This is a genomic window from Paenibacillus endophyticus (assembly GCF_014192395.1).
GTDB classification, from domain to species: Bacteria; Bacillota; Bacilli; order Paenibacillales; family Paenibacillaceae; genus Pristimantibacillus; species Pristimantibacillus endophyticus.
Genome location: NZ_JACHXW010000016.1, coordinates 146,722 through 160,931, shown reverse-complemented (window position 1 = coordinate 160,931; position 14,210 = coordinate 146,722). Strand labels below are relative to the sequence as shown.

At 48.0% G+C, this 14,210-nt stretch carries 17 protein-coding genes; 13 read left to right on the top strand and 4 right to left on the bottom strand.

Annotated elements, in window-relative coordinates:
• Positions 1 to 488: 488 nt before the first annotated feature.
• The 4 genes from FHS16_RS22600 to FHS16_RS22585 are packed head-to-tail and all read left to right on the top strand — an operon-like array spanning position 489 to position 3,944.
• Positions 489 to 1,532, top strand: a complete 1,044-nt coding sequence (locus FHS16_RS22600; RefSeq protein WP_183568133.1) for a metal ABC transporter solute-binding protein, Zn/Mn family — start codon at positions 489 to 491, stop codon at positions 1,530 to 1,532.
• A 58-nt stretch (positions 1,533 to 1,590) separates the two neighbouring features.
• Positions 1,591 to 2,415 (top strand): metal ABC transporter ATP-binding protein, encoded by an 825-nt coding sequence (locus tag FHS16_RS22595; RefSeq protein ID WP_246431899.1) that lies wholly within the window; start codon positions 1,591 to 1,593, stop codon positions 2,413 to 2,415.
• On the top strand, positions 2,399 to 3,208 hold the full coding sequence (locus FHS16_RS22590) for a metal ABC transporter permease (RefSeq protein WP_183568130.1): 810 nt from the start codon (positions 2,399 to 2,401) through the stop codon (positions 3,206 to 3,208). Before FHS16_RS22595 ends, FHS16_RS22590 begins: the two co-directional genes overlap by 17 nt.
• Before the next feature lie 22 nt (positions 3,209 to 3,230).
• A complete protein-coding gene (locus FHS16_RS22585) occupies positions 3,231 to 3,944 on the top strand; it encodes a cytochrome c biogenesis CcdA family protein (protein ID WP_183568127.1) in 714 nt (237 codons plus the stop codon).
• Between the two features lie 16 nt (positions 3,945 to 3,960).
• Here the strand turns inward: FHS16_RS22585 and splB are convergent, their stop codons facing one another.
• On the bottom strand, positions 3,961 to 5,028 hold the full coding sequence (gene splB / locus FHS16_RS22580; protein WP_183568125.1) for a spore photoproduct lyase: 1,068 nt from the start codon (positions 5,026 to 5,028) through the stop codon (positions 3,961 to 3,963).
• 208 nt (positions 5,029 to 5,236) lie between these two features.
• Between splB and mntR the strand changes: the two genes are divergently transcribed.
• Positions 5,237 to 5,659: a transcriptional regulator MntR gene (gene mntR, locus FHS16_RS22575; protein WP_053376766.1), complete on the top strand. Its 423-nt coding sequence runs from the start codon at positions 5,237 to 5,239 to the stop codon at positions 5,657 to 5,659.
• 63 nt (positions 5,660 to 5,722) lie between these two features.
• Here the strand turns inward: mntR and FHS16_RS22570 are convergent, their stop codons facing one another.
• Complete coding sequence (locus FHS16_RS22570; protein ID WP_183568122.1) at positions 5,723 to 6,040, bottom strand: hypothetical protein; 318 nt, start codon at positions 6,038 to 6,040, stop codon at positions 5,723 to 5,725.
• Positions 6,041 to 6,072: 32 nt separating this feature from the next.
• Positions 6,073 to 7,035, bottom strand: a complete 963-nt coding sequence (locus FHS16_RS22565) for a DUF1385 domain-containing protein (protein WP_183568119.1) — start codon at positions 7,033 to 7,035, stop codon at positions 6,073 to 6,075.
• Positions 7,036 to 7,247: 212 nt separating this feature from the next.
• Between FHS16_RS22565 and FHS16_RS22560 the strand changes: the two genes are divergently transcribed.
• The 5 genes from FHS16_RS22560 to FHS16_RS22540 all read left to right on the top strand — a co-directional run bounded on the left by FHS16_RS22560 (position 7,248) and on the right by FHS16_RS22540 (position 11,356).
• On the top strand, positions 7,248 to 7,757 hold the full coding sequence (locus tag FHS16_RS22560; protein WP_183568116.1) for a YqhR family membrane protein: 510 nt from the start codon (positions 7,248 to 7,250) through the stop codon (positions 7,755 to 7,757).
• Positions 7,758 to 7,849: 92 nt separating this feature from the next.
• The gene (gene aroQ / locus FHS16_RS22555) at positions 7,850 to 8,308 is read left to right on the top strand and encodes a type II 3-dehydroquinate dehydratase (RefSeq protein WP_183568114.1); all 459 of its coding nucleotides are present in this window, start codon (positions 7,850 to 7,852) and stop codon (positions 8,306 to 8,308) included.
• Positions 8,309 to 8,315: 7 nt separating this feature from the next.
• Positions 8,316 to 9,389 carry a M24 family metallopeptidase gene (locus tag FHS16_RS22550; protein WP_183568111.1) on the top strand — a complete coding sequence of 358 codons (1,074 nt, stop codon included), beginning with the start codon at positions 8,316 to 8,318 and terminating at the stop codon, positions 9,387 to 9,389.
• A gap of 28 nt (positions 9,390 to 9,417) precedes the next feature.
• Positions 9,418 to 9,975 (top strand): elongation factor P, encoded by a 558-nt coding sequence (efp, locus tag FHS16_RS22545; RefSeq protein WP_183568108.1) that lies wholly within the window; start codon positions 9,418 to 9,420, stop codon positions 9,973 to 9,975.
• Between the two features lie 127 nt (positions 9,976 to 10,102).
• Complete coding sequence (locus FHS16_RS22540; protein WP_183568105.1) at positions 10,103 to 11,356, top strand: aspartate kinase; 1,254 nt, start codon at positions 10,103 to 10,105, stop codon at positions 11,354 to 11,356.
• A gap of 64 nt (positions 11,357 to 11,420) precedes the next feature.
• Here the strand turns inward: FHS16_RS22540 and FHS16_RS22535 are convergent, their stop codons facing one another.
• Positions 11,421 to 12,143, bottom strand: coding sequence for a 2-phosphosulfolactate phosphatase (locus tag FHS16_RS22535; RefSeq protein WP_312891033.1), 723 nt, complete (start codon positions 12,141 to 12,143; stop codon positions 11,421 to 11,423).
• A 126-nt stretch (positions 12,144 to 12,269) separates the two neighbouring features.
• Between FHS16_RS22535 and FHS16_RS22530 the strand changes: the two genes are divergently transcribed.
• The 3 genes from FHS16_RS22530 (at position 12,270) to spoIIIAB (ending at position 14,202) form a co-directional block, all read left to right on the top strand.
• Positions 12,270 to 12,536 (top strand): YqhV family protein, encoded by a 267-nt coding sequence (locus FHS16_RS22530; protein WP_169081913.1) that lies wholly within the window; start codon positions 12,270 to 12,272, stop codon positions 12,534 to 12,536.
• A 101-nt stretch (positions 12,537 to 12,637) separates the two neighbouring features.
• On the top strand, positions 12,638 to 13,687 hold the full coding sequence (spoIIIAA, locus tag FHS16_RS22525) for a stage III sporulation protein AA (protein WP_183568103.1): 1,050 nt from the start codon (positions 12,638 to 12,640) through the stop codon (positions 13,685 to 13,687).
• Positions 13,684 to 14,202, top strand: a complete 519-nt coding sequence (gene spoIIIAB, locus FHS16_RS22520) for a stage III sporulation protein SpoIIIAB (RefSeq protein ID WP_183568100.1) — start codon at positions 13,684 to 13,686, stop codon at positions 14,200 to 14,202. Before spoIIIAA ends, spoIIIAB begins: the two co-directional genes overlap by 4 nt.
• Positions 14,203 to 14,210: the final 8 nt, after the last annotated feature.

The window sequence follows — 14,210 nt, the reverse complement described above, 5'->3', positions numbered from 1 at the left end:
TGCCCAATCCTGCGGCAAGACCAGCCTAATCGATGCAGCGCTTCTAGTTGTCCTCGTTCAATTATGGTAAGATGGGAGTAGCTCATGTTGGGTTCCCCTGTAAATGATGGTTGTGTGGTAACTTCCATTTTACACGAATCCATTCATGGGCTTTTTTTGTTCAGCTAGCTGTCGCACTTCATATTACAATTCGTCATATAGAAAAGTATATCATTTCGCCAACTTTCTCTATATTTCTACGCGAAACGAGAGCTTAGCCGCCAGAGGACGGCTTCAGCCGTTTACGCTTGTTTCCAGCTATGGAATGTTGTTCATAGTTTTTTAGCTGCTTGTTATGGTCCAAATAAATGACTATACCGAAAAGCTTCAATTTTCAGCCTATCAATTTATTCCGGCAGACGGGGTTGACAGTCTTGCAAAAGGCATCGTATAATACAAAACGTAATAATAACGATTACGAAGAAGATTTGGAATGGAGAGATTATAAAATGAGTAAAGCATCAAAAAAAATACGCAAAGCGTCGCTGGGTATGCTTTTGACAGCCATGCTGCTATTCGCGGCAGCCTGCGGTAATAATACGGAAAATACTTCGCCCGCTGCGAGTGCTACAAATGCGGTAAATACATCGAATGGAAATTCGGGTACGGATGAAGCGGCAAAGCCGATAAGCGTAGTGACAAGCTTTTATCCCCTTTATTTTCTTGCATCGGAAATAGGCGGCAGCCATGTTGCTGCTGTTAATCTAGTAGCAGCCGGTGTCGAGCCGCATGATTGGACGCCGAAAAGCCGCGATTTGGACACAGCGTCCGATGCACAGCTTTTTCTTTATCACGGAGCAGGCCTTGAGGGTTGGGTTGACGGTTTTCTAAAGGGTTTGTCTAAAGACAGCACAGTCGTGACCAAGGAAATCAGCACGGGCATCACTTTGCTGGACGGCTCGGAAGAGGAGCATGAGGATGAACACGAACATGAAGAAGAGCATGCAGATGAGGAAGCGCATGATCACGGAGGATTGGATCCGCATACGTGGGTAAGCCCGAAATCGGCGCTAAAGCTAGCTGAGAATGTAAAGAACAGCCTAATTGAAGTCGATAGTGCCAACCAAGCTGACTACGAAGCAAATTATAAAGCAATCATAGCTAAGCTTGAAGCGATTGACGGCGAATATACCGCCAAGCTTGGGCAAACGGCTAATAAAAATATCGTAACCTCGCATCAGGCGTTCGGATATTTGGCTCGGGATTATGGGCTCAAGCAGGTATCCATCATGGGTTTAAGCCCAGATGCGGAGCCGCGTGCGCAGGATTTGCTGGAAATTGCGAAGTTCGTAAAAGCAAACGGCGTCAAATATATCTTTTTTGAAGAGCTCGTATCCGATCAGCTAGCACAGACGCTGGCTAGCGAGGCTGACGTGGAGACGATGGTGCTCAATCCGCTTGAAGGCTTGACGAACGACCAAGAAAAGAGCGGGGAAAACTACTTAACGCTTATGGAACGAAACTTGCAAAATCTTGTGCAAGCATTACAATAGAACAAAAGGCAATCCTACGGAGCTGATTCAGCTCCGTATTGCTGTGAGGAGAGAAGTAATGGGGCAAGCAAATCGAATGACAAATACAGGCGCTAATTGCCACCAAGAGGTTATTTCATTGGAAGGCGTTTCCTTTTCGTTCCAGCAGCAGTCTGTAATTTCGGATCTCAGCTTTGCGGTGAAGGAACGCGACTTTATCGGATTGATTGGAACGAACGGCGCCGGCAAAACGACATTGCTGCGGATGATTGTCGGCTTGCTGAAGCCTACGAGCGGAACCATTCGTTTATTCGGAGAAAAGGTGGACCGCTTCAAGCAGTGGGAGCGCATTGGCTACGTGCCACAGAAAAATTCACTGAATCCGTTGTTTCCGGCGACGGTTCGCGAGGTTGTGCTATCAGGGCTGTTCGGCCGGAGCAAGCTGTTCAAGCGAATGAACAAAGAGGATTACAAGAAATGCGAAGATGCCTTGCATGCGATGGGCATTGATGATTTGCAGGACAAGCGTATCGGCCAGCTGTCCGGCGGTCAGCAGCAGCGCGTATTTTTGGCGAGGGCGCTCATTAACAATCCTTCGCTGCTCATATTGGATGAGCCAACGGTAGGCATCGATACCGAGACGCAGGAAAGCTTCTTTCATATGATCAAGCATATGCATCAGCATCATAACATTACGTTCCTGATGGTATCGCATGATCTGGATATGATTCGTTCCTATCTCGGACAGGAGCCGGCTGCGTCGAACGGAAAGCTTAAATTCCATATTAAGCATTCGCATGAAACGCAGGATTGCGTCGAGAATGATCTGGCGCACAGCTTAAAAGGTCTTAGAGAGCAAATGGAGAGCAGGAAAGAGGTTGTTTTGATTGGAGATCGTAACTAGCGAGTTTTTTCAAAGGGCCCTTATTGGCGGGTTGCTCATTGGGGTAACTGCTCCGCTGATGGGCTTATTTCTTGTGCTCCGCAGGCTGTCCATGATTGGGGATACGTTGTCTCATGTCTCGATAGCAGGCGTAGCGCTTGGGTTTTTAATCGGGGTATACCCGATCGCGGTCGGATTAATATTCGCCATTGCCGCATCCTTTGCCATAGAAAAGCTTCGCAAAGCATATAAATCTTATGCGGAGTTGTCCATAGCAATCATCATGAGCGGCGGAGTTGCGCTGGCCTCTTTGCTGTTCACGATGGGGAAAGGTTTCAACAACAATGTGAACAGTTATCTATTCGGCAGCATCTATACACTTAACAGTACAGACCTCTATGTGATTGGAGGCGTTACGGTCGTCGTCCTCATTGCCATTTGGTCCCAGGTGAAGGAGCTTTTTTTGATTACCTTCGATGAGGATGCGGCTGCGGTCAGCGGCTTGCCCGTGAAATTCTATAATGTTATGATTAGCGTGCTTACTGCGCTTGTGATTAGCGTTTCGATCAAAATCGTTGGCGCGCTTCTCGTATCCGCTTTGCTTACGATTCCTGCTGCTTGCAGCTTAATTATTGCAAGAAGCTTTCGTCAAAGCGTAATTACCGTGGTCATTATTGGCGAGCTGGCGGTAGTAGCAGGCTTGTTGATTGCAGGAATATGGAATCTAGCGCCAGGCGGAACGATCGTGCTGCTGCTGATCGCAGTATTGCTTTTATTGCTCGTATTTCGGCGCGGAGTACGCGCTGGCAGTTGATAGTCGATAGGGGGAAAAGGGGTTGTCGGACATTAACATATGGCTGGCCTTCGGTGCCGGCTTTGCATCGTTTATCTCACCTTGCTGCTTGCCGCTTTACCCCTCGTATCTTTCTTACATAACGGGGATCTCGGTTGCGGATTTGAAGGAGAATTCAAACGCGAAGCAAAAACGCATGCGAACAATGTCGCATACGTTGTTTTTTATTTTAGGTTTTTGCACTGTATATTATGCGTTAGGCTACGGTACGAATGTATTTGCTGAATTTTTCAGCGAATATAGACAGCTTATCCGGCAATTATCCGCAATTCTGATCATATTGATGGGCTTGTTTCTGATCGGCCTGTTCCAGCCGCAATTGCTGCTGAAGGAAAGACGGATGAACCTCATCCCTAAGAAAGCCAATTATGTCAGCTCTTTTATTTTTGGAATCGGGTTTTCCGCAGGCTGGACGCCTTGTATGGGACCAGCTTTGACTGCGATATTAGGGCTTGCTGCAACAGAGCCAGGTACATGGTTTCAACTAACGACTGCATATGCGCTAGGTTTTGCTATTCCTTTTTTCGTTCTCGCTTTTTTTCTAGGCACGGCGAGATGGATATTGAAATACTCCGCTACGGTAATGAAAATCGGCGGTGCGGTTATGATATTAATGGGACTATTGCTGTTCACGGATCAAATGACCAAAATTACCATTTGGCTTAATATGATTACGCCGGAATGGCTGGCATTCTAATCGAAATATGAATTCATTACGTGAAGTATTCAATTTTCGCTTCTGGGAAATGCTCGAAGATGCGCTCCGATAAGTACATGCGGAGCGCATTTGCTTGTTCATCGGGGTATACGTATTTTCCTTGCCCCCATCGGCCCCATTTATATTTGCGTTTTTCGATGTCCATTTCGAGCTTCGTTCGAGGGTATCGTTTCTCTATCACGGCTTTAGCCGTTTTTGTGAATCGATGCTGAATCAGCTCGAAGGTCAGATCCTTGGTAACATCGGAAGGGAGCTGAGCAGCAAGTGAAGCTATAAGCTCGCCATAGCCTTCTTCCCAGCCATCATGCCATATGATCGGAGCAATGATGAAGCCCATCGGATAGCCGGCTCTAGCTACCTTTGCGGCTGCTTCAATGCGCTGTTCAAAGCTTGAGGTAGCAGGCTCGAAGTTTTTAATGACATATTTGGCATTCACGCTGAAACGAATCCTCGTATGTCCGTTATGATTGGCATCTAGAAGCGAGTCGACATGATGGAATTTAGTTACAAACCGAAGACGACCGTTTTCTTGCGTACCCATATAGTCAATGAGTTCTCTAAGACTGCCTGTAATCGGCTCTAGGCCGACGGGATCGGATGTGCATGCGGCTTCAAATCGAGTTATTTCGGGCTTTCGTTCTTCGATATAACCTTGAGCAGCGTTCAGGATATCGTCCATATTGACGTAGACTCTTATATATGGCTTGGCGCCTAAGGTCGTCTGCAAGTAGCAATAATGGCAGTGAGCCATACAGCCGGTGGCAATCGGGATGGCGTATTCAGCTGATGGCTTCGAGGTATCGAACTTTAACGTTTTGCGAATGCCGACGACAAGCGTTCTTTTTGCTATTTTGTATTGCTCCAGTTCGGTATCTCCAGGCAAATTTGTAATGCGGTTGTGGGAGGTGGTCATTCTATAGGGAATGCCTTCTTTCTTCACCCAATCAAATATACGCTGTCCCTTCGGATAATCCAACGCGGATGGTTCAAAATAAACAAGCTCAGGAACAAAGGAAAGGGTGGAGCGATTCGTTTTGGGACGTTTAATCACAGCTGTGCTCATCGACATTCCTCCAAAGGTTGATTCATTAATGAGTCATCTTATTGTCTGTCTAGAGAGCGCTGCTGAATCTGGTAAGATTCAGTGTGAATTATAATTTACGGGTGTTTTAATCATCGTTACGGGTTGCAGTGCAAGCAGCGAACAGTGTATGATACTAAGAGTAACGCCTACGAAGTAAGGTGAAGAAGTATGGTTAGGGGGTTCTTCAGTGCCGACACCGAGCATGGAAGACTACTTGGAAAGAATTTATAAGCTCATTGATGAAAAGGGGTACGCGCGTGTCTCGGACATTGCAGAAGGACTAGAGGTTCATCCGTCCTCAGTAACCAAGATGATTCAGAAGCTGGACAAAGATAACTATCTGATCTACGAGAAGTATCGCGGTCTTGTATTGACCAACAAAGGGAAGAAAATGGGCAAGAGGCTTGTCGATCGGCATCAACTGCTGGAATCCTTCCTTACAACGATTGGCGTGCAGGATGAGAATATTTATCAGGATGTTGAAGGAATTGAGCATCATCTGAGCTGGGATTCCATTACATGTATTGAAACTTTAGTTGAATATTTCCGAAGAGACTCACAAAGAATGGACGAGCTACGCGCCGTTCGTGCGGAGATGGACAGCGAGTAATACATAACGATACAGAAAAGGTCTGGAGCAATGATGCTCCAGACCTTTTTGTGTCCTGATAATTCAATGATACTTGGGTAAATTATCATCATCTTTGCCGCCTTCGATGACGCGGAACGGCATCGTTTTGGATCGAGGCTTCTTTGGTTTGGTTTTAGCTGCGGTTGCCCTGCTTGGCGTGACATGAGTTCGTCCTTGCTGAGCTCCGCCAGTTCGCAAGAAGGAAGGCGGATATTTGTATAGCAAGAAAATTCCGCCTAGAATCACGATCGGGATAATAAAACTCATTAGGTTTGTAACCATGCTGTTAGCGAGTCCAATGACTAGCAGAGCGAGTAACGTGATCGACCATACATTCCATTTCCCGGATGATCTGCTCATGCTCAATACCGCCTTTCTAGTTTTAAACTTACTTATTTCATTTGTTTGTCGAGCTCGAGCATCCGATTGAAGGATGCAATGGAAACGGCAACCTGCTCATCGCGGGGTTCTTTCGTTGTAAGCAGTTGAAGCCATAGCCCAGGATAACCTAAGTAGCGCAGTACAGGGATATCACGCAATGCATTCGTCCAGCGAAGCACCTCGTAGGATAGTCCGAGCACTAGCGGCAGCAGCAGGATGCGAATATAAACGCGTTCCCAGATCGTGTCCCATGTAAAGATCGGTAGGGAGTAAACGACGACCCCAACGATTACAGTAAATACGATAAAGCTTGAGCCGCAGCGATAGTGCAGTCTGCTGTACTTTTGCACATTGCGAATGGACAGCTCTTCGCCGGCTTCGTATGCGCTGATTACTTTATGCTCAGCGCCGTGATATTGAAACAGTCGCTTAATTAATGGTGTCATCGAAATGAAATACAAATATGCGAGCAGTAGAATAATTTTGATAAGACCTTCTAACAGGTTATGACCGATTTTGTTTTCAAATACCCCTGAAAAAAGCAATTCTTCAAGTGCAGCTGGTGCGGCGGTAAATATGAGCTTGCCGAAGATAAAGGAGAGCACACCGGCAACGGCAACGCCTACAATCATGCTGAGGCTCCAGCCTTGTTTTTTCTCTTCTTTCACAATTGGTGCTTGCTCTTGAGCTGGCTGCTGCTTTTCTTCGCCGGCTTCATCCTCTGCATAGGCCTCCATGGAGAAGTTCAAATGCTGAGAACCTTTGGCGCTTGATTCCAGTATGCCTACCACGCCTCTAACAAGCGGAATTTTCTTCAGAGCTTGGATCCAGCTCTTTGTGGTACGGGGCACTTCATAAAATACGATTTCATCATTCTTGCGCCGAACAGCTGTTACGTTAACGTGTTTGCCTGCAAACATCACGCCTTCAATAACCGCTTGTCCGCCATAAATGCTTCGGGAGTCTTGCGGCAAGTGCTTGTCACCATCCTTGAGTAGAATATCGTCAGCGCTTTTGCGACGAATGTACCTTTAACTTTGTAAGTCCATTGTACTTGATCTAATAGCCAAATGCCAACGTCAGCAAAATGTAATGAAAGGCAATAGGGCGGGCGGACTGTGGTTACGGATCTGCAATATTTCACATACTAATCCGAGTAAGGCTGAAAATAGGATTGGGGGCTTTTATGATGGCGGGCAACAATCAGAGAAACGGTTATAACAAGCGGCAGCATCATACGAATCCGTGGCTTTATCCGATTCAAATTGGTTTTTTCGCAGGGCTGATATGGGGAATCATACGCTGGATGTTTTATGAAATGAAGTTCACACAAGTGCTTCCCGGCTTTGCGGCAGATCCTTTTTTTAAAGAGTCGTTTTTGAAGACAGCTTGGGGTGAGGTTGTAGGGATCGCATTCTTCGTGCTGTTCTCAATCGCAGCAGCATTGCTGTATAAAGTGGCATTAGGAAAGCTGCGTGGTCCATGGCCTGGCGTTGTATATGGCGCAATATGGTGGGCGATATTATTTGTTGCTGTAGGGCCGCTGCTCCAATTCACGGACGGCATTCGGAAAGAGGGCTGGAATACGCTTTATACGGAGCTTTGCGTGTTTCTGCTCTGGGGCCTGTTTATCGGGTATTCCATTGCTTTCGAGTTCACGGACGAGGCATCGCGCGAGCCAATTAAAGCTCAGTAACGAGTTCTGCTTCTCAAGCAGCGGACATTTGTGGTAAAATGGCTAATGATCTTTGAACCTATGATGCATTCGGTTGCTTGGGAGGTGCATTCATGCACGAAATCGTTATTTTGAACGGGCCGAACTTGAACATGCTCGGTACACGCGAGCCAGAAGTGTACGGATCGGAAACGTTAGCAGACATCGAATCGCTCTTGAAGAATAAAGCCGAGATGCTAGGCGTCTCCGTTGCGTTCTTCCAAACGAATCATGAGGGCGAGATGATTGATCGCATACATCGTGCTTTCGGCAAGGCAGACGGCATTGTTATTAATCCCGGTGCTTGGACGCATTACAGCTATGCTTTGCGCGACGCTCTTAGCTCTATTGGAATTCCCATCATCGAGGTACATATGTCAAACATTCACAAACGGGAATCATTCCGCCATGTATCCGTTGTGGCTGCAATTGCGGTCGGCCAAATAGCGGGCTTCGGCTCACACAGCTATGAACTCGGATTGACAGCGCTTGTCAGTCACTTGGACAAAAGGCAAGAAGCTAAGAAAGGGTGAAATGGTTATGCCAAACGAGCGAGTAAAACGACTTCGTCAGCTGATGGAGGAACATCGCTTTGAAGCGATTTTAATTGGCAGCGAATATAACCGTCGTTATATTAGCGGCTTCACAGGTTCGTCTGGTATGGTGCTCATAACGCTTGACAAGAGCTACCTGCTAACGGATTTCCGCTATCGCACGCAAGCTCCGCAGCAGGCAGTCGGTTTTCAGATTGTTGAGCATGGAGCTAATCCGCTTGCAGAGGTACGAGACATTCTGTTGGAAGATAAGCTTTCAAAGCTTGCTTTCGAGCAGGACCATGTCGTATACAGCGAATTCACAGCGTGGACAAAAACGCTTGGCGGCATCGTGCTGGAGCCTGCTTCCGGTCTAGTTGAGCAGCTTCGCTACATTAAGGATGAAGCTGAGCTGCAGATTATGCAGGAGGCTGCCGATTTAGCGGACAGCACCTTCAGCCATATTTTGAAGCTCATTAGACCTGGCGTTAGAGAGACGGATATTGCACTTGAGATGGAAGTGTACATGCGCAGTCATGGCGCTACATCATCCTCGTTTGATACCATCGTCGCTTCCGGCGAGCGTTCAGCATTGCCTCATGGGGTAGCCAGTGAACGCATTATCGGCAATAATGAGTTTGTGAAGCTTGATTTTGGCGCTTATTATAACGGTTATTGCTCCGATCTGACTCGTACGGTGGTCGTTGGTACGCCAACCGAGAAGCATCTGGAGATTTACAATATCGTTCTTGAGGCGCAATTGCATGCTCTAGAGCATATCAAGCCAGGCATGACAGGTCGTGAGGCAGACGCTCTAACTCGCGATATCATAACCAAATACGGTTATGGCGATCTGTTCGGACATGGGACAGGGCATGGACTTGGCATGGAGATTCATGAAGCGCCGAGACTGTCCAAGCTTAGCGAAACGATTTTAACCCCCGGCATGACGGTTACGGTTGAACCCGGCATTTACGTACCAGGCTTCGGCGGCGTACGCATTGAGGATGATATCGTTATTACGGAAACCGGTATTAAAATATTAACCTCATCCCCGAAGGATTTGATCACTCTGGGGTAAGGACCATTCATTCAGGAGGGAATCAGCAATGATTTCAGTAAACGATTTTAAAACAGGCTTGACCGTGCAAGTAGACACCGATATTTACACCGTTCTAGATTTTCAGCACGTTAAGCCAGGCAAAGGCGCGGCATTCGTTCGTTCCAAGCTGAAAAACCTTCGCAACGGAAACGTTGTTGAGAAAACCTTCCGTGCAGGCGAGAGCATTGGCCGCGCAATTATCGAAAACCGCGAAGTTCAATACTTGTACAACTCGGGTTCGGAGTACACATTCATGGATAATGAAACGTTTGACCAGTTCAATCTGGACAAGAAGCAGCTTGAGTGGGAGCTTAATTTCTTGAAAGAGAACATGAACGTAAACATTTCCAGCTACCAAGGAGAAATTCTTGGCATTCAAATGCAAAACAGCGTTGATCTGAAAGTAATTGAAACAGAGCCGGGCGTTAAAGGAAATACGGCACAGGGCGCTACGAAGACTGCTAAGGTCGAAACTGGCCTTAATGTTCAAGTTCCGCTTTTCATTAACGAAGGTGACGTTCTGCTTATCGATACTCGCGAGGGTAAATACATCTCACGCGCTTAGATTGCTGCACTTGAAACCGTCCGAATGCATTCGGACGGTTTTTTTGTAGGTGGATATACCCATTGCATGGATCATTGTGATATAATATTGACTTGTATGTATATGTCAGGGTTGGGAGTGAACAGCTTTGTCGTTGATCGTGATGAAGTTTGGCGGCAGCTCCGTAGGAACGCCGGAGCGGATGCAGCGTGTAGCGAAACGTATTATTGAAAGGCAGCAGGAGGGCAACGATATCGTTGTCGTCGTTTCTGCCATGGGAGATACGACTGACGATTTAATCGATCAGTCGAAGCAGCTTCATTCAAACCCGCCGGCGCGGGAGATGGATATGCTGTTGTCAGTTGGAGAACAAATATCAATCGCATTGCTTTCGATGACTGTCCATCAGCTAGGTGCTAAAGCGGTATCCTTTACAGGATGGCAAGCAGGCATTCGTACGGAAGCCATGCACGGCAAGGCGAAGATGACCAGCATTCATCCGGATCGCGTATTTAAGGCGCTGGAGCAGGGAAATGTCGCGATTATCGCCGGTTTTCAAGGAATGACAGAAGATGGAGAAATTACTACGCTCGGCCGGGGAGGATCTGACACAACCGCGGTAGCCATGGCAGCTGCGATGAAAGCAGACGTGTGCGAGATATATACCGATGTTGACGGGATTTATTCCACCGATCCGCGCGTTGTCAAAAATGCGCGCAAGCTGAATGAGATTTCGTATGACGAGATGCTCGAATTGGCGAATCTGGGAGCAGCAGTGCTGCATCCCCGCGCCGTCGAATATGCGAAGCATAATAATGTGAAGCTTGTCGTGCGTTCCAGCTTTACCCAAAACGAAGGAACAAGTGTGAAGGAGGAAGCGGTCATGGAGCAAGGCGTGGTCGTTCGCGGCATCGCGTTTGACAAAAATGTAGCTAGAATTAGCATAATGGGTGTTGAAGACGTACCTGGCGTGCTTGCAAATGTGTTTGGCGCATTGGCTAGCAATGCTATCGATGTTGATATCATTGTTCAAAGCGGCGTTCAGGACGGCAAAGCTGATTTCTCATTCACCGTCTCTGGGGACGACAAGGATAAAGCCATCTCGGTTATTGAAGGAATTCGCAGTACGGTTCCTTTCCGTGAAACGACTTCGGAATCTGATTTGGTTAAGGTTTCGATCGTGGGAGCGGGCATGGTCAGCAATCCAGGCGTAGCTGCCAAAATGTTCGCAACAATATCATCCATAGGCGTTAGCATTAAAATGGTAAGCACATCCGAAATCAAATGCTCATGTGTCATTTCCGCAGAGCCGCTAACTGAAGTAGTTCGCGCGCTTCACACGGCTTACGGCCTTGATACGGCTGAACAAGCATTCGTAGGCGGTCCACAGGATCGACGCTAATAGCTAATCAATCCAATTAAAAAGGCATGCTCCGTTAATGGGAGCATGCCTTTTTTGGCGTTGTTCAACCGTTTCTCGTTAATTGATCGCCATTCAGCCTCGGCACATCCTGATAGATATCGATGGCCGAGCACGCCTCGATATCTTTTTTCATGCCAAGCTTCAGCAGCTTTTTCCCAGTCATGCCGTTTAATATCGTTTCTTTGACGGCATCTGACTGATTTCGGTATAAGGCCAGCATCGCAGCGCCGAAATCATCCATCTCTACGGATACCGGGCAATGAGCTTGAAGTCTATCCAGTACTAGTCCTGCGCATAAGCCATCCTCTATCGCGAATTCATCATGACTGCCGGCACATAATATGACCACGTCCCTTCGCAGCTCGACCGCCGCTCTGGCGCATGCACCTGCATTCAACAACGAGGCGGTTAGCACATGGTCAGCTCTCATTGATTTATGGATGGCTCTCGTTCCATTCGTAGTCGTTAATATGATTCTTTTGCCGGCAACGCTTCTCTCCGTATACTCCTCAGGGGAATTTCCTAAATCAAATCCGACGATTTTTCTGCAAAAGCGCTCGCCTCCGAGCAAGTCTCCAGGGCGCTGCAGCGCCCTTGCTTCCATAACCGTTTCTGCCGGAATGATACAAGAAGCTCCAGCAGCCAAAGCCGTTACGATAGTGCTTGTAGCACGCAAAACATCGATGATGACAGCCGTCTTATGGTGGAACCTTGCGGAGCTGGCTTCATTTACACTGGAGATGACCTGCACTTGCATAGTTGGCATACCGCCCTTCTTAAACTCAATGCTCTATGATATGCGTTAGCTCTTGGGCAGGTGTCCGGTATGAAAGACAGACAAGCCCGCATATAGATAAGTATTCATTTGTCTAAAAAAGGAGGTCACACCCCTATGTTAAACAAAATCGTGTTGACGATGGCTTCGCTGCGGCTCACGTCTGGAACGATTGAAATCTGTGCTGCGCTTCTAATGCTTAGATTGAATCAGATTGACAAGGCGCTTGTCGTCAACTCTTCGCTAGCGCTTGTAGGCCCGCTCATTCTGATTGCTACGACGACAGTCGGGCTCGTCGGAATGTCTGATAAGCTGTCGCCTTCCAAGTTTCTATGGGTCGGCGCAGGCGTCATCTGTTTGATGATTGGTATTTTGAAAAAATAATAGATTCAACTCTAGCAAATCTGATTGGAACAGACATATTTTCGCAAGGAGCGCATACAAATAGGAACTACGAAGGACAAACACCCGGGAGTGATAATCACATGCTGGCACGCGTAGCACATTTGTTGCCGCTCGAATTGAAGACGCTGCTGGAGCGCCTTCCAGAACCGATGCAGGAACAGCTGGAGGAGATTCGGATTCGTGAGGGACGGCCGCTAGAGATCGGCTTCCGCGGCCAATCTCGATTCATGATGAATGATGGTTCGCTTCGTCAGGCTGCCGATGGGGCATACAAGCCCTCCGCAGATACGTGCCGGAAGCTGCTGGAGCGCATTACGAATTATTCCTTATATGCCATGGAAGAGGAGCTGAAGCGTGGCTTCATTACGGTTTCTGGCGGGCATCGTATTGGACTGGCTGGTAGAACGATTTTGGACGGAGGCAGCGTACGCGGCATTCGAGATATCGGCGCATTCAATATAAGGGTAGCCAGAGAAGTCATAGGGGCAAGCGCGCACCTGATGCCTAAATTGATCGACCGTACGCGCAAAACACTTCACTCAACATTAATACTCGCTCCTCCACAGCAGGGGAAAACAACCTTGGTGAGAGACATTGCCAGATCAGTCAGCTATGGACTATGGCCAACCATTGAGGCTAGCGGCTGGCAGGGTAGGAAAGTAGGCATCGTAGACGAGCGCTCCGAGATCGCAGCCTGCGTTCGCGGCATTCCGACCTTTGATGTCGGACCTCGAACCGATGTGATGGATGCTTGTCCCAAAGCGGAAGGCATGATGATGCTTGTAAGGTCGATGTCGCCGGAGGTATTAATCATTGACGAAATCGGCAGGCCCGAAGATGGTGAGGCGATAAGGGAAGCTAGCCACGCTGGAATTAGCGTTGTTGCAACAGCACATGCTTATGACTTGCGGGATGCAAGGGGCAGGCCCGTATTGCTGAAGCTGCTTGAGGAAGGTGCATTTACTTATGTTGTAGAGCTAAAGCGAACGGAGCAGGGTGTCATGCATCGCGTGGTTCCGGCAGAGGCGATATCGGACAGCCCGGCATCTCGGGAAACGTCAGCCGCGCCGCGGTCTTTGCCAAGCGCCGTGCACGCGTGGATGGGCAGACGGCGAGCTGATGATCCGTGATCAAACTAATCGGTGCAGCGCTCATCTTATTTGCAGGAACGATAATTGGCTTTCAGCAAGCTGCTAGGTTTGCAGACAGGCCGAGGCAGCTCAGACAACTTGCGCATGCTCTGCAGCGTCTGGAAACGGAAATCGGTTATGGGCATACGCCGCTGCCAGAAGCGCTGGAGAGGACGGCATCAGCAACCCCGGAGCCGCTTGCCGCGATATTCCGAAGAGCAGCTGCCGGCGTGTGGGAGACGGAGAGCTTTAGCTTCCGAGATAGCTGGGAGCAAGCAATCAAACAGCAATGGGATATGACCGCGATGAAAAAAAACGAGCAGTCCGTTCTGATTCGTCTAGGCTCCACGCTCGGAATTAGCGATAAGGAAGATCAATTGAAGCATATACATCTTGCTTTATTGCAACTGAAGTCCGAAGAAGACGCGGCAAGAGAAGACCAAGGTCGTTACGAGAAAATGTGGAAGAGTCTCGGGCTTTTGATCGCTGTGCTGGTCGTCATTTTGATGGTGTAGTGGGGTGC